The 20,953-nt window shown below is 66.7% G+C and carries 19 protein-coding genes; 14 read left to right on the forward strand and 5 right to left on the reverse strand.

What is annotated here, in order from left to right; genetic code table 11:
- Window positions 1-7: 7 nt before the first annotated feature.
- On the reverse strand, window positions 8-1,045 hold the full coding sequence (locus ACUCV0_RS01495) for a LacI family DNA-binding transcriptional regulator (protein ID WP_271654230.1): 1,038 nt from the start codon (window positions 1,043-1,045) through the stop codon (window positions 8-10).
- Between the two features lie 164 nt (window positions 1,046-1,209).
- Here ACUCV0_RS01495 and ACUCV0_RS01500 point away from each other — a divergent pair, with 164 nt between their 5' ends.
- The 3 genes from ACUCV0_RS01500 (at window position 1,210) to recX (ending at window position 3,357) form a co-directional block, all read left to right on the forward strand.
- A complete protein-coding gene (locus tag ACUCV0_RS01500; RefSeq protein ID WP_482211831.1) occupies window positions 1,210-1,710 on the forward strand; it encodes a CinA family protein in 501 nt (166 codons plus the stop codon).
- Between the two features lie 86 nt (window positions 1,711-1,796).
- Window positions 1,797-2,840: a recombinase RecA gene (gene recA, locus ACUCV0_RS01505; RefSeq protein ID WP_017639019.1), complete on the forward strand. Its 1,044-nt coding sequence runs from the start codon at window positions 1,797-1,799 to the stop codon at window positions 2,838-2,840.
- 64 nt (window positions 2,841-2,904) lie between these two features.
- Window positions 2,905-3,357, forward strand: coding sequence for a recombination regulator RecX (gene recX, locus ACUCV0_RS01510; protein WP_482211832.1), 453 nt, complete (start codon window positions 2,905-2,907; stop codon window positions 3,355-3,357).
- A 497-nt stretch (window positions 3,358-3,854) separates the two neighbouring features.
- On the opposite strand, the gene ACUCV0_RS01515 is transcribed toward recX, so the two are convergent.
- Both ACUCV0_RS01515 and ACUCV0_RS01520 read right to left on the reverse strand, forming a co-directional pair.
- Window positions 3,855-4,931 (reverse strand): LOG family protein, encoded by a 1,077-nt coding sequence (locus tag ACUCV0_RS01515; RefSeq protein WP_482211833.1) that lies wholly within the window; start codon window positions 4,929-4,931, stop codon window positions 3,855-3,857.
- Window positions 4,932-4,946: 15 nt separating this feature from the next.
- Complete coding sequence (locus tag ACUCV0_RS01520) at window positions 4,947-5,354, reverse strand: quorum-sensing-regulated virulence factor family protein (protein ID WP_482211834.1); 408 nt, start codon at window positions 5,352-5,354, stop codon at window positions 4,947-4,949.
- Window positions 5,355-5,495: 141 nt separating this feature from the next.
- Here ACUCV0_RS01520 and ACUCV0_RS01525 point away from each other — a divergent pair, with 141 nt between their 5' ends.
- Window positions 5,496-6,233: a tRNA-uridine aminocarboxypropyltransferase gene (locus tag ACUCV0_RS01525; protein ID WP_482211835.1), complete on the forward strand. Its 738-nt coding sequence runs from the start codon at window positions 5,496-5,498 to the stop codon at window positions 6,231-6,233.
- Here the strand turns inward: ACUCV0_RS01525 and ACUCV0_RS01530 are convergent.
- Window positions 6,226-7,122, reverse strand: a complete 897-nt coding sequence (locus tag ACUCV0_RS01530; protein WP_482211836.1) for a DMT family transporter — start codon at window positions 7,120-7,122, stop codon at window positions 6,226-6,228. The two genes, ACUCV0_RS01525 and ACUCV0_RS01530, sit on opposite strands and share 8 nt — an antisense overlap.
- Before the next feature lie 328 nt (window positions 7,123-7,450).
- Between ACUCV0_RS01530 and erdR the strand changes: the two genes are divergently transcribed.
- A complete protein-coding gene (gene erdR / locus ACUCV0_RS01535) occupies window positions 7,451-8,098 on the forward strand; it encodes a response regulator transcription factor ErdR (protein ID WP_482212244.1) in 648 nt (215 codons plus the stop codon).
- A 110-nt stretch (window positions 8,099-8,208) separates the two neighbouring features.
- The gene (locus ACUCV0_RS01540) at window positions 8,209-8,589 is read left to right on the forward strand and encodes a diacylglycerol kinase (RefSeq protein WP_482212245.1); all 381 of its coding nucleotides are present in this window, start codon (window positions 8,209-8,211) and stop codon (window positions 8,587-8,589) included.
- 12 nt (window positions 8,590-8,601) lie between these two features.
- On the opposite strand, the gene ACUCV0_RS01545 is transcribed toward ACUCV0_RS01540, so the two are convergent.
- Window positions 8,602-9,801, reverse strand: a complete 1,200-nt coding sequence (locus tag ACUCV0_RS01545; protein WP_482211837.1) for a zinc-binding metallopeptidase family protein — start codon at window positions 9,799-9,801, stop codon at window positions 8,602-8,604.
- Window positions 9,802-10,112: 311 nt separating this feature from the next.
- Here ACUCV0_RS01545 and ACUCV0_RS01550 point away from each other — a divergent pair, with 311 nt between their 5' ends.
- The 8 genes from ACUCV0_RS01550 to hutH all read left to right on the forward strand — a co-directional run bounded on the left by ACUCV0_RS01550 (window position 10,113) and on the right by hutH (window position 20,918).
- Window positions 10,113-12,593 (forward strand): circularly permuted type 2 ATP-grasp protein, encoded by a 2,481-nt coding sequence (locus tag ACUCV0_RS01550; protein ID WP_482211838.1) that lies wholly within the window; start codon window positions 10,113-10,115, stop codon window positions 12,591-12,593.
- Complete coding sequence (locus ACUCV0_RS01555; protein ID WP_482211839.1) at window positions 12,593-13,474, forward strand: transglutaminase family protein; 882 nt, start codon at window positions 12,593-12,595, stop codon at window positions 13,472-13,474. The genes ACUCV0_RS01550 and ACUCV0_RS01555 overlap by 1 nt, the downstream gene beginning before the upstream one ends.
- 27 nt (window positions 13,475-13,501) lie before the next feature.
- Window positions 13,502-13,858: a hypothetical protein gene (locus ACUCV0_RS01560; RefSeq protein WP_482211840.1), complete on the forward strand. Its 357-nt coding sequence runs from the start codon at window positions 13,502-13,504 to the stop codon at window positions 13,856-13,858.
- A gap of 154 nt (window positions 13,859-14,012) precedes the next feature.
- The gene (gene hutI / locus ACUCV0_RS01565; protein WP_482211841.1) at window positions 14,013-15,227 is read left to right on the forward strand and encodes an imidazolonepropionase; all 1,215 of its coding nucleotides are present in this window, start codon (window positions 14,013-14,015) and stop codon (window positions 15,225-15,227) included.
- On the forward strand, window positions 15,217-16,161 hold the full coding sequence (hutG, locus tag ACUCV0_RS01570; RefSeq protein WP_482211842.1) for a formimidoylglutamase: 945 nt from the start codon (window positions 15,217-15,219) through the stop codon (window positions 16,159-16,161). The genes hutI and hutG overlap by 11 nt, the downstream gene beginning before the upstream one ends.
- Before the next feature lie 34 nt (window positions 16,162-16,195).
- Complete coding sequence (hutU, locus tag ACUCV0_RS01575; protein WP_482211843.1) at window positions 16,196-17,860, forward strand: urocanate hydratase; 1,665 nt, start codon at window positions 16,196-16,198, stop codon at window positions 17,858-17,860.
- A gap of 84 nt (window positions 17,861-17,944) precedes the next feature.
- A complete protein-coding gene (locus tag ACUCV0_RS01580; protein ID WP_482211844.1) occupies window positions 17,945-19,336 on the forward strand; it encodes a purine-cytosine permease family protein in 1,392 nt (463 codons plus the stop codon).
- A gap of 49 nt (window positions 19,337-19,385) precedes the next feature.
- Window positions 19,386-20,918 (forward strand): histidine ammonia-lyase, encoded by a 1,533-nt coding sequence (gene hutH, locus ACUCV0_RS01585; protein WP_454252641.1) that lies wholly within the window; start codon window positions 19,386-19,388, stop codon window positions 20,916-20,918.
- Window positions 20,919-20,953 lie beyond the last annotated feature (35 nt).

Genomic DNA, 20,953 nt, shown 5'->3' on the forward strand with positions numbered 1-20,953 from the left:
GGTGCCCTCAGGCCCTGGCGCGAGTCGACTGGCGGACGCGCAACTCCGCGCCGAAGGTCTGCTGGAATGGCGCGCTGCGGTCACCGTCGATGCGTCGCTGCAGGCGCTCGAAGGCGGCTACGCCCAGGGCATGGGTAGGCTGGGCCAGGGCGCTGATGCCACCACCAACCAGGGGAAACCAATCCAGATCATCCAGAGCCAGCAGGCCAAGGCGTTCGAACAAGGGCTCACCCAGGGCCTGCAGGGCCAGGGTCGTCGCCAGGGTCGCCACGCCATTGGCGGTGAGCAGGGCCTTGGGGCCGGGGCCGGGGCTGGCGAGGAAGGCGGCCAGGGCGGCTTGCAGCGCCAGGGCGTTGTCGGCCTCGCCACAGTGTCCGCCACGACAGTCAGGGTGCTCGGCCAGGGCCGCATCGAAGGCGCCCAGGCGCTGAAGGCGCGAGCTGGTCCCGTCCAAGGGCTCGCTCACCAGCAGCAGGTCGCGATAGCCCTGCTCGCGCAGGTGTGCCACCCCCAGTTCGATGGCCTGGTGGTTGTCGAGGCCGACCAGATCGGCCTCGACGCCCGGCAACTCGCGGTCCAGCAGCACCAGCGGCAGACGGCTGCCCAGGTGCTGCAGGTCGGCGGCATGCTGGCCGAAGGTATTCACGATCAGGCCTTCGATACTGTAGGACTGCAGGGCGGCCAGCTGCTGGCGCTCTTGGCGGGCATCCTGGTCGGTGTTGCAGATCAGCAGCGAATAGCCCTGCTGGCGGCAGGCCGTCTCGACGCCGTGCATCACGGCGGTGGAGTAGGGGTTGAGCAGGTCGGCCACCAGCATGCCGATCAGTCGGCTGCGTCCGCGCTTGAGGCCACGGGCCATCTGGTTGGGCTGGAAATCGAGGGCGACCACGGCCTGCTCGATGCGGGCGGCGAGGGAATCTGACAGCAGGCGACGATCACCGCTGATGTAGCGTGACACGCTGGCCTTGGATACGCCGGCAGCGCTGGCCACTTCGGCGATGGTCGCGCGGGTGGCGCGCGGACCGGGGAGATAGACATCGTTCATGGCGTACCGCTGTTAGGATTTTGTAGGTGCCTGAAACCGGTTTCAGTAAATCTTTTCTCACGCGGGCCGGCAAGCCGGTCTAAGGTGCAGGCCGACCAGTGGTCGCCGTAGGCAGTCGCTTGCCGCGGTCACCTTTTATGTCTTTTTCGCAAAGGAAGGTCTTGATGGATTCCCTCGACAGTCTGGCCCTGCAACTGGGCGAAGCCTTGCAGGCGGCCGGCGCCCAGGTGACCACCGCCGAATCCTGCACCGGTGGTGGCATCGCCGAGGCGATCACCCGGGTCGCTGGTAGCTCCGCCTGGTTCGAGGCCGGCTTCGTCACCTATTCCAACCGGCAGAAGACCCTGCAGCTGGACGTACCCGACGCCCTGTTCGAACAAGTTGGCGCAGTCAGCGAAGAGGTGGTGACGGCCATGGTCCATGGCGCCCAGCGGCGCGCCGAGGCGCGCTTCGCCGTGGCGGTGAGCGGCATCGCCGGGCCGGGTGGCGCGGTGCCCGGCAAGCCGGTCGGAACGGTCTGGCTGGCCTGGTTGGATGGGGAAAAACTGCGCACCGAACGCCAGGTCTTTGCCGGCGATCGCGCTGCCGTGCGTCAGCAGACCCAGGTCCGCGCGCTACAGGTTTTACTGGTGTTATTGGCCGAGGAAAAAGCCTCTCAGGTGTAGCAACCGAGAGGCGACTATGGTTTAATACTGTTCACTTATACAGGTATCCACGGCCGTCTGGCCCTTCTTTCTCCGAGAGGAATCTAATGGACGACAACAAAAAGCGCGCCCTGGCCGCGGCCTTGGGACAAATTGAAAAGCAATTCGGCAAGGGCACCGTGATGCGCATGGGCGATCACGAGCGTCAGGCTATTCCGGCGATTTCCACCGGCTCCCTGGGGCTGGACATCGCCCTTGGCATCGGTGGTCTGCCCAAGGGCCGGATCGTCGAGATCTACGGTCCCGAATCCTCGGGTAAGACCACGCTGACCCTGTCGGTCATCGCTCAGGCCCAGAAGCAGGGTGCCACCTGCGCCTTCGTCGACGCCGAACACGCGCTGGATCCGGATTACGCCGGCAAGCTGGGTGTCAACGTCGACGACCTGCTGGTGTCCCAGCCGGACACCGGTGAGCAGGCGCTGGAAATCACCGACATGCTGGTGCGCTCCAACGCGGTAGACGTGATTATCGTCGACTCAGTGGCGGCCCTGGTGCCCAAGGCCGAGATCGAAGGCGAGATGGGTGACATGCACGTGGGTCTGCAGGCACGTCTGATGTCCCAGGCGCTGCGCAAGATCACCGGTAACATCAAGAACGCCAACTGCCTGGTCATCTTCATCAACCAGATCCGCATGAAGATCGGCGTGATGTTCGGCAACCCCGAAACCACCACTGGCGGTAATGCCCTGAAGTTCTACTCGTCGGTCCGTCTGGACATCCGCCGGATCGGCGCGGTGAAGGAAGGCGACGAGGTGATCGGTAGCGAAACCCGCGTCAAGGTGGTCAAGAACAAGGTGGCCCCGCCGTTCCGCCAGGCCGAGTTCCAGATCCTCTACGGCAAGGGTATCTACCTGAACGGCGAGATCATCGACCTGGGTGTGCAGTTGGGTCTGATCGAGAAGTCGGGCGCCTGGTACAGCTACCAGGGCAGCAAGATCGGCCAGGGCAAGGGCAACGCCGCCAAGTTCCTGGAAGACAATCCCGAGATCAAGGGCGCCGTGGACAAGGCGATCCGCGAGAAGCTGCTGAGCCAGCCGACCAATCAGAAGGCCGAAGTGGCTGCTGAAGAAGACGCTGATATCGATCTGTGATCAGGTACCACGCTTGAAACGACCCCCGCCCCGTGCGGGGGTTTTTGCATAGGGGAGATTACTCGTGGGCAATCCGCTGGACACCACCGCTGCCATCCGCTTCGCGGCCATGGACCTGCTGGCACGCCGCGAGCATGGCCGCGAAGAGCTATCGCGCAAGCTGCGTCGGCGCGGAGCCGAGGAAAGTCTGCTCGGTCCGGTACTGGAGCGGCTGGCCGAGGACGGTCTGCTCGATGAGAGCCGCTATCTGGAGAGCTATATCGCCAGCCGTGCTCGCGCCGGCTATGGCCCCATGCGCATTCGCGAAGAGCTAGGGCAACGCGGCTTGAAACGGGATCAGGTGGAAGCCGCGCTGCGCGAGGCGGACGTCGACTGGCAGGCGCAACTGGAAGACGTCTGGCGCAGGAAATTTGGTACGCCCCCCGCCAATGCCAAGGAGCGCGCCAAGCAGGGCCGCTTTCTGGCCTACCGTGGTTACGCCATGGATGGGATCAATCGGGTGTTGAGTCGGCGATAGTGGGTTGTGGCTAGTGCTGTTGGGCTTCGCTACGCTCAGCGCCAGCCTGCAGGTCCATTCCGCCCCCCGGTGAGCGGCTGATTGCGGAAAACGGCTAACCCTCTCTCACTCAGGGAGAGGGTTGGGGTGAGGGCGCGCTTCGCGGTCATGCCCGAGGGGAAAAGGATTCGCCATTCCCGTGCGCTTGCCAGGAAACGCATCGAGTTCAGAGCCATCGCGGCCATGGGCCGCTCCTACAGGCCCTGATTTGACTGTAGGAGCGGCCCGTGGCCGCGATAGCAACGATCAACTTCGGTCGCGCAGGTTCGCGGTGGGCACATTGCAGACCATCTCGGCTCTGGTACCAGGGAACGTTAGGCTTCGCTGTACTTAGCGCCAATCTGCGGGCTGGTGACGTAGGTTGGGTTGAGACGGCTTTATCGTCGAAGCCCAACATTCACTTGGAGGCCTGGGTTCGTTGGGCTTCGCTGTGCTCAGCGCCAACCTACATTTTCACCTCAGGCCACCCAATGCTCCGGCCGATTGAGCTCGTCCACCAGTTCATGCAGGCGGCCGTAGTGGCGGCCGTGGAAGTCGAAGGTGAGGCGCGTCAGGTGGGAGAATTCCGCCTCGTCGGCCTCGCCTTCACCCGGCGACAGCTGGGTGAAGCCCGGGGTGCGGCACAGATCACCGAAGTCGGCGGCCAGGCGTTGCAGGCAGGCGGGGGTCACGGGGTGCTTGAGGCGGATATGGAAATGGCCGTCGCGTCGGCGCGTGGAATGATAGTTGCCATAGAAGTGCTCGATCTCGGCGGCGGCCGCCTCGGGCGAGCGCACCAGGCGCACCAGCTTGAGATCGGCGGGCAGGATGTAGCCTTCCTCCAGCAGATTGCGCTCCAGATAGGCCAGGGCGTCGTCCCAGAAGTGGCCGTCGGGCGTATCCAGCAACACCAGCGGCACCAGCGGGCTCTTGCCGGTCTGGATCAGGGTGAGTACCTCGAAGGTCTCGTCCAGGGTGCCGAAGCCTCCGGGGCAGAGCACCAGCGCGTCCGCCTCCTTGAGGAAGAACAGCTTGCGCACATAGAAGAAGTGGAAGGACAGCAGGTGATCCGTGCCTTCGATGGTCGGATTGGCACGTTGCTCGAAGGGCAGGGTGATGTTGAAACCCAGGCTGGCTTCGGGCCCGGCGCCCTCGTGGGCCGCACCCATGATGCCGGCACCGCCGCCGGTGATGACCATCATGTCGCGGCGGGCCAGGGCGCTACCCAATTCGCGGGCGAGGGCGTAGAGGCCGTGATCGATCCGGGTCCGCGCTGAGCCGAACACCGTGACCTTGCGCCGCCGGCGGAAGCGCTCCAGGGTGCGGAAGGCCTGCTCCAATTCCTTCAGCGTCTGCAGCATGATCTTGGCGTCCCAGCGTGCCGGGTTGGTCTGCGCCATGCGCACCACCGTCACCAGCATCTCGCGGTACAGGCCCAGATTTGGGCTGCCGCCGGGCAGGGCATGTTCCAGCAATTCGTCGATACGCTGACCGAGATCCGCGGCGCTGGGCTCCACGTGACGGGCCAGGTAGCTGTCGTCGCTGTCCTCGGTCATGCTGCGACCCTCCGCTTACTTGCCCAGGCCGCAGTCGGCGGCCTGGAAGCGCTCGACCATGACTGGCTTGTTGGTCTGGTATTCGGTGAAGTCGTAGACCAGGGTGGCGCCGCGCGCCAGCAACTGGCGATAGCCGTTGTTCTGGCAGACGCTCTCGGCGAGCTGCACCCGTACCGTGGCCGGATTCTCGCGCATGCGGGCGGCATGGGCCGGACGGACGCTGAGACTATTGATCAGCTGCTTGCCCTGCACGGTGTAGCCGCGGTCGAGGATGTCTTCGTTGATGGCGCGCGGGGTGCCCTGGCTGCTCTCGGTGGCGACCTTGCGCAGCATCTGGTTAAGCTCGTGGTCCTTGAGCGACTCAGCCGCCTGGGCGGCGAAGGGCAGGGCGAGGGTCAGGGCGAGCAAAGCAAAACGAGGCATCGTGTTCTCCAGCGTAGAGGAGCCCGTTTCGACCGTGGTCGCGGGCGGGGGTTCGCAAGGCGTCTACGCAGGGTAACCCGCCTGGCCGCCGCGGGCATCCCGATCGCTCTGGTAAACTGCGCTTTTTCCCGTGAGCCCGGCATGACCCCGATCAGCGACAACCCTCCCCATGCCGTGGCCCGCCTGCGCCAGGAGCGCCTGGCGCGCAGCATCAAGCCCTTCATCGCCCGCGGCTCGCGCATGGCACGCTGTCCGGCGTGCCGGCTGGCGCCCACCCATTGCCTCTGCGACCTGCGCCCCTTGCGTCAGACCCGCGCCGGGATGTGCCTGCTGATGCATGACGTGGAGCCGCTCAAGCCAAGCAACACCGGTTGGCTGATCGCCGACGTGGTGGCCGATACCCATGCCTTCGGCTGGAGTCGCACGGCAGTGGATCCGGCGTTGCCTGAGCTGCTCAGGCAGCCCGAGTGGCAGCCATTGCTGGTATTTCCCGGCGAATACGCCGACCCGGGTCGGGTAGTCGAAAGCCTGCCACTGGCCCCCGGCCAGCGACCACTGTTCGTGCTGCTGGATGCCACCTGGACCGAGGCGCGCAAGATGTTCCGCAAGAGTCCGTACCTGGACAGCCTGCCGGTGCTGAGCTTCCAGCCCACCGCCCTGTCCCGCTACGGTCTGCGGCGCTCCACCCGCGGCGAGCACCTGTGCACCGCCGAGGTCGCGGCCCTGTGCCTGGAGCTGGCCGGGGAGGCGCCTGCCGGGCGGCTGCTGGAGGCCTATCTGGATGTCTTCAGTGAGCGCTATCTGGACGCCAAGCATCATCTGCCATTGGCGGCGGACAGCCCGGCGAGCCAGCAGCTGAAGGCGCTGCGCGCTAGTTGACCGGCTTGACCTCGACCGGCGCCTGGCGTGGCCAGAGCTGGGCCGCCAGCATGCCGGCGAACATCAGGGCGCAGCCGAGGTAGCCACGGTCGCTGAGGGCCTCACCCAGCAGCCAGGCGCCAAAGCCGGCAGCGAACACCGCTTCCAGGGAAAAGATGACCGCCGCGTGGGAGGCAATGGCGCCGCGCTGCGCGAAGACCTGCAGGGTGTAGCCGATGCCGGCGGCGATCACGCCGCCATAGAGCAGGTCAGGCAGGGCAAGGGCGATCCGGGCCGGCTGAAGCGGCTCGAAGGCCAGCGCCAGCAGCAGGCTCAGCACGGCGCAGACCATAAATTGCAGGATCGACAGTACGGTGGCGTCGTGGCGGCTGGAGTAGTGGCCCACGAGCAGGACGTGGATACCCCAGGCCAGGGCGCCAGCCAGTTGCAGCAGATCGCCCGAAGCGATGTGGAAGTTGTCGCCGATGCTCAGCAGCCCCATGCCGACCACCGCCAGGCTGGCACCGATCCAGGTCCCCAGATGGCTGCGCTGGCCCAGCAGCAGGCCCAGCAGTGGCACCACGATGACATAGAGCCCGGTGATGAAGCCGGAATTGGTCACGCTGGTGAACAGCAGGCCGACCTGTTGCAGATTGATCCCCAGGGTCAGCACCAGGCCCATCAGCAGTCCGCCCTTGAAGGTGTCGCGGGTCAGGCGTTGCTGGCGACCGCGGCGGCGCAGGAACAGCAGCAGCGGCAGCAGGGTGAGGGCACCCAGGGCGAATCTCAGGCCGGTGTAGAGGAAGGGACCGATGTGCTCCATGCCACCGGTCTGGGCGATGAAGGCGCTGCCCCAGATGATGGCGGTGAGCAGCATGAGCAGGTCGGCACGCAGGGCGGCGCTGGGCATCGGGTGTCTCTTGGGCAAAAAAGCGCAACTGTGCCGCAACCGCCGGGCCTTGCCTACCGTCTGTGGTCCACTCGCCCTTGCCCCCGTCCGCGCCGTTCGGCATGCTGGCGCGATCTCGCATGCAGCCGGCACGCCAGGCTGCTGGTCTGCGCGGACCTCGGAGGCTGTTCCAAGGCTCACGAGCTGGAGACGAACCAGGTGAAGATGACCGAGGGCGCGACGTTTGCGCAGGGTAGATAAGCGTCCCGAGGTCATGTCCACCGCCGTTTGGCCAACGCGCAGCAAGCGTTGAGCAGGCTCTCACGACAACAAGGAAGGCTACACCATGGTGGCTGCCTATCAGATATTGATCGCCGATGATCATCCGCTGTTTCGCAGCGCGCTGCAGCAGGCGCTCACCCTGGGCCTGGGCGCCCAGGCGCGGCTCACCGAAGTGGCCGACATCGCCGAACTCCAGGCCTGCCTGGCCGAGCGCACCGACTGGGATCTGGTCCTGCTCGATCTCAACATGCCTGGCGCCTATGGCTTTTCCGGACTGGTCCTCCTGCGGGGCCAGTATCCCCAGGTGCCCGTGGTGATGATCTCGGCCCAAGAAGAACCGGCCGTGGTGCAACGCGCCCGGGAGTTCGGTGCCAGCGGCTTCATCCCCAAGTCCAGCGATCTGAGTACCCTGCAGCAGGCCGTCAGTCAGGTGCTGGACGGCGACACCTGGTGGCCACCGCAGGTGGAAGGTGCCGTGGCCCTGAGCGAGGAGGCCAAGGCGGCCAGCGCCGGGCTTGCCAGTCTCACGCCGCAGCAGTTCCGGGTGCTCACCATGCTCTGCGAAGGCTTGCTCAACAAGCAGATCGCCTTCGAGCTGAATGTCTCCGAAGCCACGGTCAAGGCCCATGCCACGGCCATCTTCCGTAAACTCGGGGTCCGTACCCGCACCCAGGCGGCGCTCCTGCTGCAACAGCTGGAGAGCACCTCCAGCTAGCTTCGGTTGCCGTTGCCGCTTTCGATGGGCGGTCGCCTTGTGCGCGGCCCCCGGTCCTCACCCTTTTTTGTAACTGCCGTCCGCCGGGATCGGCAGTGCGATTCTGCTGGATGGAGCTTTCGGTGATCTCTCCCTACAAAGGCAAGACCGGTCTACGCCGGGTCATCAATGCCACGGGCTACTCCCTGGCCGGGCTGCGCACGGCCTTTCGCCAGGAAGCGGCCTTTCGTTCGCTGGTGGTGCTCAACCTGGTGCTGGTGCCGCTGGCCTTCTGGCTGGACGTCAGTCGCGGCGAGCGGGCGCTGCTGGTGGCGGTCTGCCTGCTGTCGCTGGTGGTCGAACTGTTCAACGCCGCCATCGAGGCGGTGGTGGATCGCATTTCCCTGGACTGGCACGAACTGTCGAAGAACGCCAAGGATCTTGGCAGCGCTGCGCAGTTCGTGGCCATGATCATCATCGCCTTGGTCTGGGGCATCGTCCTGCTCGGCTGAGCAGGAGAAGGATCAGACGGTAGCGCCCAAGGTGGCACCCGCTGCGGTGTCATCCGCGGCCAGGCGCTGTTCCAGCACGCTGGGCTGGGCCGAATGGATGACCTTGTGGATGAAGTGCAGCTTGGCGATCACCGGGGCCGGCAGGGCGAAGGGATAGAAGTCCGGCTGGCCCATGCTGCGCGACAGCTCGTTGAGCATGGCGGCCAGTTCGATCCAGGCATTGGCGAAGCCGAGGAATTCGTCGTCGCTGCGGTCTTCGGCCTCATAGAGCGCCTCGCGGGTGAACGGCTGGAAGTCCAGCTGCAGGCTGCCGGCGTTCATGCCCAGGCTGGCCGCGGTGGCCAGGGTGTCCATCATGTGCAGGTAGTGCGCCCAGGTCTCCGCCCAGTCTTCCCAGGGGTGCATGGTGGCGTAGGCACTGACGTACTGGCTTTCCCAGTTGGCCGGAGCCCCTTGCTCGTAGTGGCGCTTGAGGGCGTCGCCATAGTTGGCGCGCTCATCGCCGAACAGGACGCGGAAGGGCTCTTCCCAAGCGGTGCCGGCGACCAGACGATCGAAGTAGTAGTGACCCACCTCGTGGCGGAAATGGCCGAGCAGGGTGCGATAGGGTTCGTGCATGTCGGCGCGGACCTTTTCCCGGTGGGCATCGTCCGCTTCGAGGATGTTCAGGGTGATGAGGCCGTTGGCATGGCCGGTGGTAGGGGTACCGGTGGCGTCAGGGGCGAGAAAGTCGAAGGCGAGACCGCGCTCGGCATCGACCGTCTGGGGAATTACCTGCAGCCCCAGGCCCAGCAGCTGGGCGACCAGTTGCCGCTTGGCCAGCTCCAGCTTGCGCCAGCGCTCGCCGTTGCCCTCGAAGGACAGGTCCGGAATGGTGTGGTTGAGCTGGCAGGCCACGCAGAAGCCGTCGCCCGATTCGGCTGGCACCAGCCAGTTGCAGGCGGCCGGGGTATCCAGGTTGGCACAGCGGCGATAGAGGCCGCTGGTCGTCTCGGGCAGTTGCCAGAGGCCACCTTCCGCCGGCAGCAGTGCCGTCGGCGTGCCCTGGTCCGGGGCGTAGCCCAGGGCATTGCCGCAGGCCAGGCATTCGCTGTTGGGAAAGAAGATGGCCTGGCCGCAGGTGCAGTTGGCGACCTTGCGCTGGACGGGCAGGGCGCGCAGGACATTGCGTTGCTGGCGATTCGAACTGTAGCTTCCGAGAAAATTGCGCATGGGGGAATACCTGGCGAGAGCGGCCGCGTCGGACGCCAGGCGGAGCGCCGGCGTCTTGCTAGCGCTTTAGTAGAGCGGCCCGACCCTGGAGTTCCGGGTTGTTCGTCGCCTGGGGGCGCTGGCAAGGGCTATGGAATCGGCGCCCGGACCAGAGGCCAGCCCGCGCGCATCGGCGGCCCGCGTTAGCGGTGGCGCATCCAGGCGCGCACCACTACCCTAGGTTACCGTCGACACTGTCGCGCGCCCCCACGGCGTCGGCCCGTTCGGCTCTTGCGAACCTGCTCTCGTATCCTGTCAGCCGTCGTCCGACCATGCCCCCGATCGCCTCCCACAATGCCAGCGACATGACCGGCAGCTACCACGAACTCTGGAGTCCGCGGGGTGGCGTGCGGCCGACCTGGCGGCGCTTCTATGGACACCTGGCGGGGCTGCGCCCGGCGCAGCTCGACCAGCGCCAGGCCCTGATCGCCCGGCAAATCCAGGAAAACGGCGTGACCTACAACGTCTATGCCGATCCCAAGGGCAGTGACCGGCCCTGGGCGCTGGATCTCCTGCCGCAGCTGATCTCGGCGGAGGAGTGGGCACCCCTGGCCGCCGGGGTGGCGCAACGGGCGCGGCTGTTGAACCGGGTACTGGGCGATCTCTATGGCGAGCAACGTCTGCTGCACGAGCGACTGTTGCCGCCAGAGCTGGTATTCGGTCATCACAACTTTCTCTGGGCCTGCCAGGGCCTGCGACCGCCGGGCGATACCTGGCTGCACGTCTATGCGGTGGATCTGGCGCGGGCCCCTGACGGCCGCTGGTGGGTGCTGGCGGATCGTACCCAGGCGCCCTCCGGTGCCGGCTATGCCCTGGAAAACCGGCACATCGTGGCGCGGGCCTTTCCCGAATTGCACCGTGATCTGCAGGCCCAGCCCCTCAATGGCTACTTCCAGGCCCTGCAACGCACCCTGAGCACGGGCCTGGACACCGGCGACGAACCGCCGCTGGCGGTCCTGCTGACGCCGGGGCGCTACAACGAGACCTACTTCGAGCACCTCTACCAGGCGCGCCAGCTGGGCTTTCCGCTGGTGGAAGGCCAGGACCTCACGGTCCGCAACGACTGCCTGTACCTGAAAACCCTGAGCGGGCTGCGTCGCGTCCATGCGGTGTTTCGCCGGCTGGACGACGACTTCTGCGATCCCCTGGAGCTGCGCACCGACTCGGCCCTGGGCGTGCCTGGCCTGCTGGAGGCTGTGCGCCAGGGTAATGTCATCATGGCCAACGCCTTGGGCAGCGGCCTGCTGGAATCGCCCGGCCTGCTCGGCTTCCTGCCGGGGGTCTGCCAGGCCTTGCTGGGCGAGACCCTGGCGCTGCCCTCCGTCGCCACCTGGTGGTGTGGCGAGACGCCGGTCCGGGAAGCGGCCCTGGCGCGGCTGGCGGAACTGGTGATCAAGCCCGCCTATCCCGGCCAGGGATTCGAGCCGGTGTTCGGCAAGGAACTGGATGCTCAGGGCCTGGCCGCCCTGCGTGAACGCATCCTGGCCACGCCCCATGCCTATGTGGCCCAGGAGCGCATCCAGCTCTCGCAGGCGCCGGTCTGGCAGGGCGGCAGCCTGCAGTCACGGGCCATCGGCATGCGTGTCTACGCAGTGGCCAGCGAAGACGGCTACTGGGTCATGCCCGGTGGCCTGACCCGCGTGGCCCACGAAGGCGCTGCCGTGGTGTCCATGCAACGCGGTGGGTCGAGCAAGGATACCTGGGTGCTGGGCGGCAGCCGCGGCGCCGCCGAGGTGCCCGGGGCCCGGGTGCTGGGGGTGCGCGACCTGGTGCGCAAGGACCCCTTCCTGCCCTCGCGCACTGCGGAAAATCTGTTCTGGTATGGCCGCTACAGCGAGCGCTGCGAGGATGCCGCGCGTCTGCTGCGGATCGTGCTGAGCCGTTACCTTGACGCCGACGATGGGGGGCCGGCGGTGCAATCGGCCATCGACCTGGCCACTGCCCTGGAATGGCTGCCGGGGCAGGGCGGGCTCGCCGAGCAGCTGCATGCAGCCCTCGGGCCGGGCGACTTTCCCAGCGGCCTGGGCGCCAATCTGCAGCGCCTGCATTGGGCCGCGGCTCAGGTACGCGGACGGCTGTCGCCGGAGAACTGGCGCGCCATTCGCGAGGTGGAGCGCGAGGCCCATGGCCTGGGCCAGGTAGGCAGCGAGCCGGGCGAAGCGCTGCAGAGTCTCAACCGGCTGGTGATGGCGCTCGCCGCGGTGGCCGGCTTCACCTTCGACGACATGACCCACGACGAGAGCTGGCGCTTTCTGATGATCGGCCGGCGCATCGAGCGGGTGCAGTTCCTCGCCGGCAGCCTGGCGCACTTTCTCGAAGGTGGCGCCACCTGGGATGCGGCCGGTCTGGAGTGGCTGCTGGAGCTGGGCAACAGCATCATCACCTATCGCTCGCGCTACCAGGCCGCGCCTCAGTTGATCCCGGTGCTGGACCTGCTGATGCTGCACGAGCACAACCCCTATTCGATCCGCTTCCAGCTGCACGCGCTGATCAACGCCGTGGAGCATCTGGAGCGCTACCATGGCCTGCCGCCCGATCCGGCACTGCACGACGCCTATGACCGGCTGCGTCGCTTCGACCTCGGCACCCTGGAAAACACCTTGTTCGGCGATGCCGGCCGGGTCGAGGTGCAGCAGGGCCTGGCGCGCCTGCTGCGGCAGATCGCCGGGGCCAGCGGCCAGTTGTCCGAGCGGGTCATCTATCGCTGCTTCGCCCATGTCGACGCGGTCAGCCAGCGCACGGTATCCATGTGATGAGCCCGGTCCGCTATCGCATCCAGCACGATACCCACTACCGCTACGAGGCGCCGGTATCGCTCTCGCAGCAGTTGCTGCACCTGTTGCCGCGCGACTGCGCCTGGCAGCGTTGCCTGTCCCGGCAACTGGCGATCGTGCCGCAGCCGACGCAACGCCAGGACGCCTGGGACGCCTTCGGCAATCCGCTGACCCGACTGTCTTTCGAGCGCCCGCACGACGAACTCTATGTCGGGACCGAACTGGACGTGGAGGTGGACTCCCGCGCAGGTCTTCCGCTTGCGGACTCGCCCGCCTGGGAGCAGGTACGCGACGGGCTGCGCTATCCAGCTGCCCGCGCGGCGCTGGAGGTGCATCACTTTCGCTTCGAATCGCCGGCGGTGCCCCTCGACGGCATCTTCGCCCGCTTCGCCGAGGACTGCTTTCCGCCCGGGCGGCCCCTGTTGCTGGGCTGCCGGGCGCTGATGGAAAAGATCCATCGCGAGTTCCGCTTCGACGCTACCGCTACCCAGGTGGCCACGCCCCTGCGCGAGGTGCTCGCGCATCGCCATGGCGTCTGCCAGGACTTCGCCCACCTGATGCTGGCCTGCCTGCGTGGCCTGGGATTGGTGGCGCGCTATGTCAGTGGCTATCTGCTGACCCGCCCACCGCCCGGCAAGCCGCGCCTCATTGGCGCCGACGCCTCCCATGCCTGGATCAGCGTGCATTGTCCGGTGCTGGGTTGGGTCGACTTCGATCCCACCAACGACGTCCTGCCGGATCTCGAACACATCACCCTGGCCTGGGGCCGCGACTTCACCGATGTCTCGCCGTTGCGCGGGGTGATCCTCGGTGGCGGTCACCACGATCCGGTGGTGGAGGTGACGGTGATGCCGCTGTAGCGTGCCGGTTTGGAAAGGACTCCATCGATGAAAGATCCCAGGCGGCTGAACATCCCGCTCGGTCCTTCACGGCCCAATACCTTCCTGTTCTGCATCAACGCCATCCTGGCGGCGCTCCTGTGCGTTCAGGTCGGTCGGCCCAGGACACCGGAAGCCTGGCTGTATCTGCTATTGATCGGTCTTCCGCTGACCTGGATGGTGCTTACCCATCTCAAGTGGCTGGACGATTGGAAACGACGTTGTCGTTATACCTTCGCGCCCATGCTGGTCGTGCTAGCAAGAGGAGCTTTGGTCATGGCGATTTTCAAGGCAGAGCCTCTGATGCGGCCAGTGTCCGCCTGGCTTTGGCGGCAATGCGATCCCTGGTTTACCGCTATCCTTTAATTGTCTATACAAATAAGGGGTTTTGTCGTGCGCTCCTGTCCTTCGCACATTAGCCATCCAACGGCACGCTTCATTCTTCCGCGCAGAACTTCTTGAAGCTTGACGGGTAGTGTTCTCTCAATTAAATGTATATACATTAACCGGAGAGGTCATCATGTCCGTCACTACCCAACCGCTGCTCTGGCGCCACGTCACCCTGTTCGATGGCTTCCAGACCTGGCCCACGCCCATGGCCGTTCGAGTGGACGCTGGCCGCATCGTCGGGCTCTGGCCGGAAGCCGACTTCCAGCCCGCACTGGGCGAAGGGGCTGAGCTGGCCGGGCAGGGCGGGGTGCTGACGCCCGGGCTGGTGGATTGCCATACGCATCTGGTCTACGCCGGCCAGCGCGCCGGGGAATTCGAGCAGCGTCTGGAAGGCGCCAGCTACGCCGAAATCGCCCGCGCGGGTGGCGGCATCCTGGGTACCGTGCACGCTACCCGGGCGGCCAGCGAGGCGGAACTCTTCGCCTTGAGCTTGCCGCGCTTGCAGGCCCTGGCCGACGAGGGTGTCACCACCGTGGAGATCAAGTCCGGCTACGGCCTGACGGTGGCTGACGAACTCAAGTTGCTGCGTGTCGCTCGCCGGTTGGGTGAGGCGCTACCAGTCCGGGTGATGACCACGCTGCTGGGCGCCCATGCCGTGCCACCGGAATTCCAGGGCGATGCCGATGGCTACGTCGATCTGGTCTGCCAGGAGATGATCCCCGCCGCAGTGGCTGAGGGTCTGGCCGATGCGGTGGACGTCTTCTGCGAGGGGATCGCCTTTTCGCCGGCCCAATGCGAGCGGGTCTTCCAGGCAGCACGGGCGCACGGCCTGCCGATCAAGGCCCATACCGAGCAGCTGTCCAATCTGGGCGGCAGCGCCCTGGCCGCGAGCCTGGGCGCCCTGTCGGCGGATCATGTTGAGTACCTCGACGAAGCCGGCGTGCGCGCCATGGCAGCAGCCGGTACCGTCGCCGTGCTCCTGCCCGGTGCCTTCCTGATGCTAAGCGAAACCCAGCAGCCACCGGTGGAGCTGCTACGCCGGCACGGGGTGCCCATGGCCCTGGCCAGTGACGCCAATCCCGGCACCTCGCCGCTCTATCTGCCCACCCTGATCGCGCATCTGGGCTGCACCCTGTTTCGCCTCACGCCACGCGAGGCCCTGGCCGGCATGACCGCCCATGCCGCCCAGGCCCTGGGGCGCCCGGAGTTGGGCCGTATCCAGGTGGGCGCCCCGGCGGATCTCTGCCTGTGGGACGTCGATCAACCGGCGGAACTGGCCTACGAGGTGCGGCCGGGTCGCTTGCGGCAGCGCGTCTTCGCCGGGGAGGTGCAGCGTGTTCGCTGATCGCCAGACTCTGGAAATCTGGAGCGGTCGCATCGATCCTGAGCCGGATGCCTTGCGCTGGCACCAGTGCATCCAGCCACTCGCCGTGGACAGCGCGCCCGGCGTGGCCCTGCTGGGCTTCGCCTGTGACGAGGGCGTACGGCGCAACCAGGGTCGCGTGGGCGCTGCCGAAGGTCCCATCGCCGTTCGCCGCGCCCTGGCCAATGTGGCCTGGCAGCGGCAAGGGCCGGCCTATGACGCCGGCGATGTCCGCTGCGCCGACGGCGATCTGGAGGGCGCCCAGGCGCGCTTGGCCGATGGCGTACGCCAGCTGCTGGACGCCGGCCATCTGCCCTTGGTGCTGGGGGGCGGTCATGAGGTGGCCTGGGCCAGTTGGTCGGGCCTGGCGCTGCACCTGGCCAGGACCCTGCCCAAGCCGCGTATTGGCATCGTCAACTTCGATGCTCATCTGGACCTGCGCGATCCGTCACGAGGCCCCACTTCCGGTACACCCTTCGCTCAGATCGCTGCCCACTGCACCAGCCACGGTTGGCCCTTCCGCTATGCCTGCCTGGGGCTGAGTCAGGCGGCCAATACCCGCACGCTGCTCAGGCGCGCCGCCGAGCTGGACGTACTGATCCATGAAGACCACGAGATTCGTGAGGGCAGCCTGGCGCGCATCGGCGCAGAGCTCGACGCCTTCGCCGCCGACTGTGATGCCCTTTATCTCACCTTCGACCTAGACGTACTGCCCGCAGGCGATGCGCCTGGAGTCAGCGCGCCCGCCGCCCATGGCGTCGGCCTGGCGCTGCTGGAGCCGCTGGTCCGCCGGCTCAAGGCCAGCGGCAAGTTGCGCCTGGCCGATGTGGCCGAACTCAACCCCGCGCTCGATCAGGACGGCCGCACGGCCCGGGTCGCGGCGCGGTTGATCCATACCCTGGCGCTGGATGTTTAGGTCCCGCCTCGAAAACAACAAAAGAGGAACCACCATGACCCGCTTTCGTGAAGGTGAGATTCGCGCCCCTCGCGGCACCCAGCTCAATGCCAAGAGCTGGCTGACCGAAGCGCCGCTACGCATGCTGATGAACAACCTGGATCCCGAGGTCGCGGAAAATCCCCAGGAACTGGTGGTCTACGGCGGCATCGGCCGGGCGGCGCGCAACTGGGAAAGCTACGACCGCATCGTCGCCACCCTCAAGGTGCTGGGCGACGACGAGACCCTGCTGGTGCAGTCGGGCAAGCCGGTGGGGGTGTTCAAGACCCACGCCGATGCCCCGCGGGTGCTGATCGCCAACTCCAACCTGGTACCGCACTGGGCCAGCTGGGAGCATTTCAACGAACTGGATGCCAAGGGCCTGGCCATGTACGGCCAGATGACCGCCGGCAGCTGGATCTACATTGGCAGCCAGGGCATCGTCCAGGGCACCTACGAGACCTTCGTCGAGGCCGGCCGCCAGCACTATCAGGGCGATCTGCGCGGACGCTGGGTGCTGACCGCGGGCCTCGGTGGCATGGGCGGCGCCCAGCCACTGGCCGCGACCCTGGCCGGCGCCTGCTCGCTGAACATCGAGTGCCAGCAGAGCCGTATCGATTTCCGCCTCAAGACCCGCTACGTGGACGAACAGGCCAGCGACCTGGACGACGCCCTGGCGCGCATCGCCCGGCACACCGCCGCCGGGGCCGCGGTTTCCGTCGCCCTGCTGGGCAACGCCGCCGAGATCCTCCCCGAGCTGGTCCGCCGCGGCGTGCGTCCTGACATGGTGACCGACCAGACCAGCGCCCACGACCCGCTCAACGGCTACCTGCCGGCTGGCTGGAGCTGGGAGCAATACCGCGATCGCGCCCAGACCGATCCAGCCGCGGTGGTGGCCGCGGCCAAGCAGTCGATGGCCGTGCATGTCCAGGCCATGCTGGACTTCCAGCGCCGGGGCATCCCGACCTTCGACTACGGCAACAACATCCGCCAGATGGCCCAGGACGCCGGCGTCGCCGATGCCTTCGCCTTCCCGGGTTTCGTCCCGGCCTATATCCGGCCGCTGTTCTGCCGCGGCATCGGTCCCTTCCGCTGGGCGGCGCTATCGGGTGATCCCGAGGACATCTACCGCACCGACGCCAAGGTCAAGGAGCTGATCCCCGACGATGCCCACCTGCACCGCTGGCTGGACATGGCCCGTGAACGCATCGCCTTCCAAGGCTTGCCGGCACGCATCTGCTGGGTCGGCCTGGGCCAGCGGGCCAAGCTGGGCCTGGCGTTCAACGAGATGGTGCGCAGCGGCGAACTCAAGGCGCCCGTCGTCATCGGTCGCGACCATCTGGACTCCGGCTCGGTGGCCAGCCCCAACCGCGAGACCGAGGCCATGCAGGACGGCTCCGATGCCGTCTCCGACTGGCCGCTGCTCAATGCCCTGCTCAATACCGCCAGCGGCGCCACCTGGGTCTCGCTGCACCATGGCGGCGGGGTAGGGATGGGCTTTTCCCAGCACTCCGGCATGGTCATCGTCTGCGATGGCACCGATGCCGCCGCGGCGCGCATCGCCCGGGTCCTGCACAACGACCCGGCCACCGGAGTGATGCGCCACGCCGATGCCGGCTACGAGATCGCCATCGACTGCGCCCGCGAGCAGGGCCTGAATCTGCCCATGATCAAGAGTTGAGCGTCCTGATGCCGGTGGTAGCACCGGCGTCCCGTTCCCGACAACAACAAGAGCGCCGACCTTCGGCGCCGTGGAGCGCGAACCATGCCCAAGGCCAACACCCCCCTGATCGAGCGGCGCTCGATCGACTTCATTCCCGAGACCGAGCGGCACGGCCGGCTCTACAGCCAGTTCACCCTCTGGCTGGGCGCCAACCTGCAGATCACCGCCATCGTCACCGGTGCCCTCGCCGTGGTGCTGGGGGGTGATGTCTTCTGGTCGCTGATCGGGCTGTTCATCGGCCAGTTGCTGGGCGGTGGGGTGATGGCCCTGCATGCCGTCCAAGGCCCTCGGCTCGGCCTGCCGCAGATGATCTCCAGTCGGGTGCAGTTCGGCGTCTATGGCGCGGCGATTCCCATCGTGCTGGTGTGCCTGATGTATCTGGGCTTCACCGCCACGGGCACCGTGCTGTCCGGCCAGGCGATCGCCCAGCTGGCCGGCATCAGCGACAGTGCCGGCATCCTGGTCTTCGCGGCCTGCATCGTGGTGGCCACGGTCCTCGGCTACCGGGTGATCCACTGGGTCGGTCGGCTGGCCAGCGTCCTGGGCATCCTCGCCTTCTGCTACCTGTTCGCCCGGCTGATCAGCCTGGGCGACCTGGGCGCCTTGCTGCAGATCCGCCACTTCAGCTGGGCGTCCTTTCTACTGGCGGTGTCCCTGGCCGCTTCCTGGCAGATCGCCTATGGCCCCTATGTGGCGGACTATTCCCGTTATCTGCCGAGCGCTACTTCGAGCTGGAAAACCTTTGCCGCCGTGGGGGCCGGTTCGATACTCGGCGCCCAGGCGGCCATGATCCTCGGCGTGCTGGCTGCAGCCCTGGCGAACGGCCAGTTCGCCGGGCGCGAGGTGGCCTATATCGTCGGCCTTGGCGGCAGTGGTGTGACCGCGGCGCTGCTGTACTTCAGCATCGCCTTTGGCAAGATCACCATATCCACGCTCAATTCCTATGGCAGCTTCATGTGCATCGCCACGGTGATCAGTGGCTTTCGCGGTCATCTGGAGGTGTCGCGGCTCCAGCGGCTGTTCTTCGTGCTCGCCATCGTCGGCGCCGCCACCCTGGTGGCGCTGCTTGGCCAGCGGGAATTCCTCGGCGCCTTCAAGTCATTCATCCTCTTCCTGCTGACCTTCTTCACGCCCTGGAGCGCGGTCAACCTGGTGGACTACTACGCCGTCAACCACGGCCGCTACGACCTGGCCGCCCTGGCTGATCCTGACGGGCGCTACGGTCGCTGGAATCGGGCCGGCCTGCTCGCCTACGGCGTCGGGGTGCTGATCCAGCTGCCGTTCCTCTCGACCAAACTCTACACCGGCCCGCTGGTGGCGCATCTGGGCGGCGTGGACATCTCCTGGATCATCGGCCTGCTGGTGCCGGCGGTCCTCTACTACCTGCTGGCCCGTCGCCAACCCCTGCCGAACACGCGCCCGGCGGCAATCTGAATTTCTCGATCAACGCCGACACCTGCGGTGTGCGGCTCTGGAGTCCTAGATGAACACCCTGACCCTGAAACCCGGCACCCTCGATCTAGCCCAGCTGCGCCAGGCCTACCAGCAGCCACTGTGCGTCGAGCTGGATCCAGCGGCCTATGCGGCCATCGACGCCAGTGTGGCCTGCGTGGAAAACATCCTGGCCGAAGGCCGGACTGCCTATGGCATCAACACCGGTTTCGGCCTGCTGGCCTCGACACGGATCGCGCCGGCGGATCTCGAAAAGCTGCAGCGCTCCCTGGTCCTGTCCCATGCCGCTGGCGTCGGCGAGGCGCTGGACGATGACCTGGTGCGGCTGATCATGCTGCTCAAGGTCAACAGCCTGGCCCGTGGCTTCTCCGCCATCCGCCGCCAGGTCATCGAAGCCCTGATCCGCCTGATCAACGCCGAGGTCTATCCGCATATTCCGCTCAAGGGCTCGGTGGGCGCCTCGGGTGACCTGGCGCCGCTGGCGCACATGTCGCTGGTGCTGATCGGCGAGAGCAAGGCGCGTTACCAGGGCCAGTGGCTGCCGGCCCGCGAGGCGCTGGCGGTGGCGGGTCTCGAACCCCTGACCCTGGCCGCCAAGGAGGGCCTGGCGCTGCTCAATGGCACCCAGGTGTCCACCGCCTATGCCTTGCGCGGATTGTTCGAAGGCGAAGACCTGTTTGCCGCGGCCACGGTCTGCGGCGGCTTGAGCGTCGAGGCCATGCTCGGTTCCCGGGCGCCCTTCGATGCGCGCATCCATGCCGCGCGGGGCCAGCGCGGCCAGATCGACGTGGCCGCGGCCTATCGCGAACTGCTCACCGCCAGCAGCGAGGTCTCCCGCTCCCACGCCAATTGCGACAAGGTCCAGGATCCCTATTCGCTGCGCTGCCAGCCCCAGGTGATGGGCGCCTGCCTGACCCAACTGCGCCAGGCGGCCGAGGTCTTGGAGGTCGAAGCCAACGCCGTGTCCGACAACCCCCTGGTATTCGCCGAGGAGGGCGATGTCATCTCCGGCGGCAACTTCCACGCCGAGCCGGTGGCCATGGCCGCCGACAATCTGGCCTTGGCGCTGGCCGAGATTGGCGCCCTGTCGGAGCGGCGCACCTCGCTGATGATGGATAGGCACATGTCCCAGCTGCCGCCCTTCCTGGTGGAGAACGGCGGGGTCAATTCCGGTTTCATGATCGCCCAGGTCACCGCGGCGGCCCTGGCCAGCGACAACAAGGCGCTGGCCCATCCGGCCAGCGTCGACAGCCTGCCCACCTCGGCCAACCAGGAAGACCACGTGTCCATGGCGCCCAACGCCGGCAAGCGCCTGTGGGCCATGGCCGAGAACGTGCGTGGCATCCTCGCCATCGAGTGGCTGGGCGCCTGCCAGGGCCTGGATTTCCGTCACGGCCTGAAGAGTTCGGAGCGACTGGAAAGGGCGCGCAGCATCCTGCGCGAGCGGGTGCCCTACTATCAGGAAGACCGCTTCTTCGCCCCGGACATTGAGGCCGCCAGCGCGCTGCTGGCCAGCGGCTGCCTGAACGCGCTGGTCACGCCGCGGCTGCTGCCCAGTCTTTGAGACACACGCGGTCCGGCAGCCAGAAGGCCAGACCG

This window comes from Pseudomonas sp. VMV1 (genome assembly GCF_056790235.1).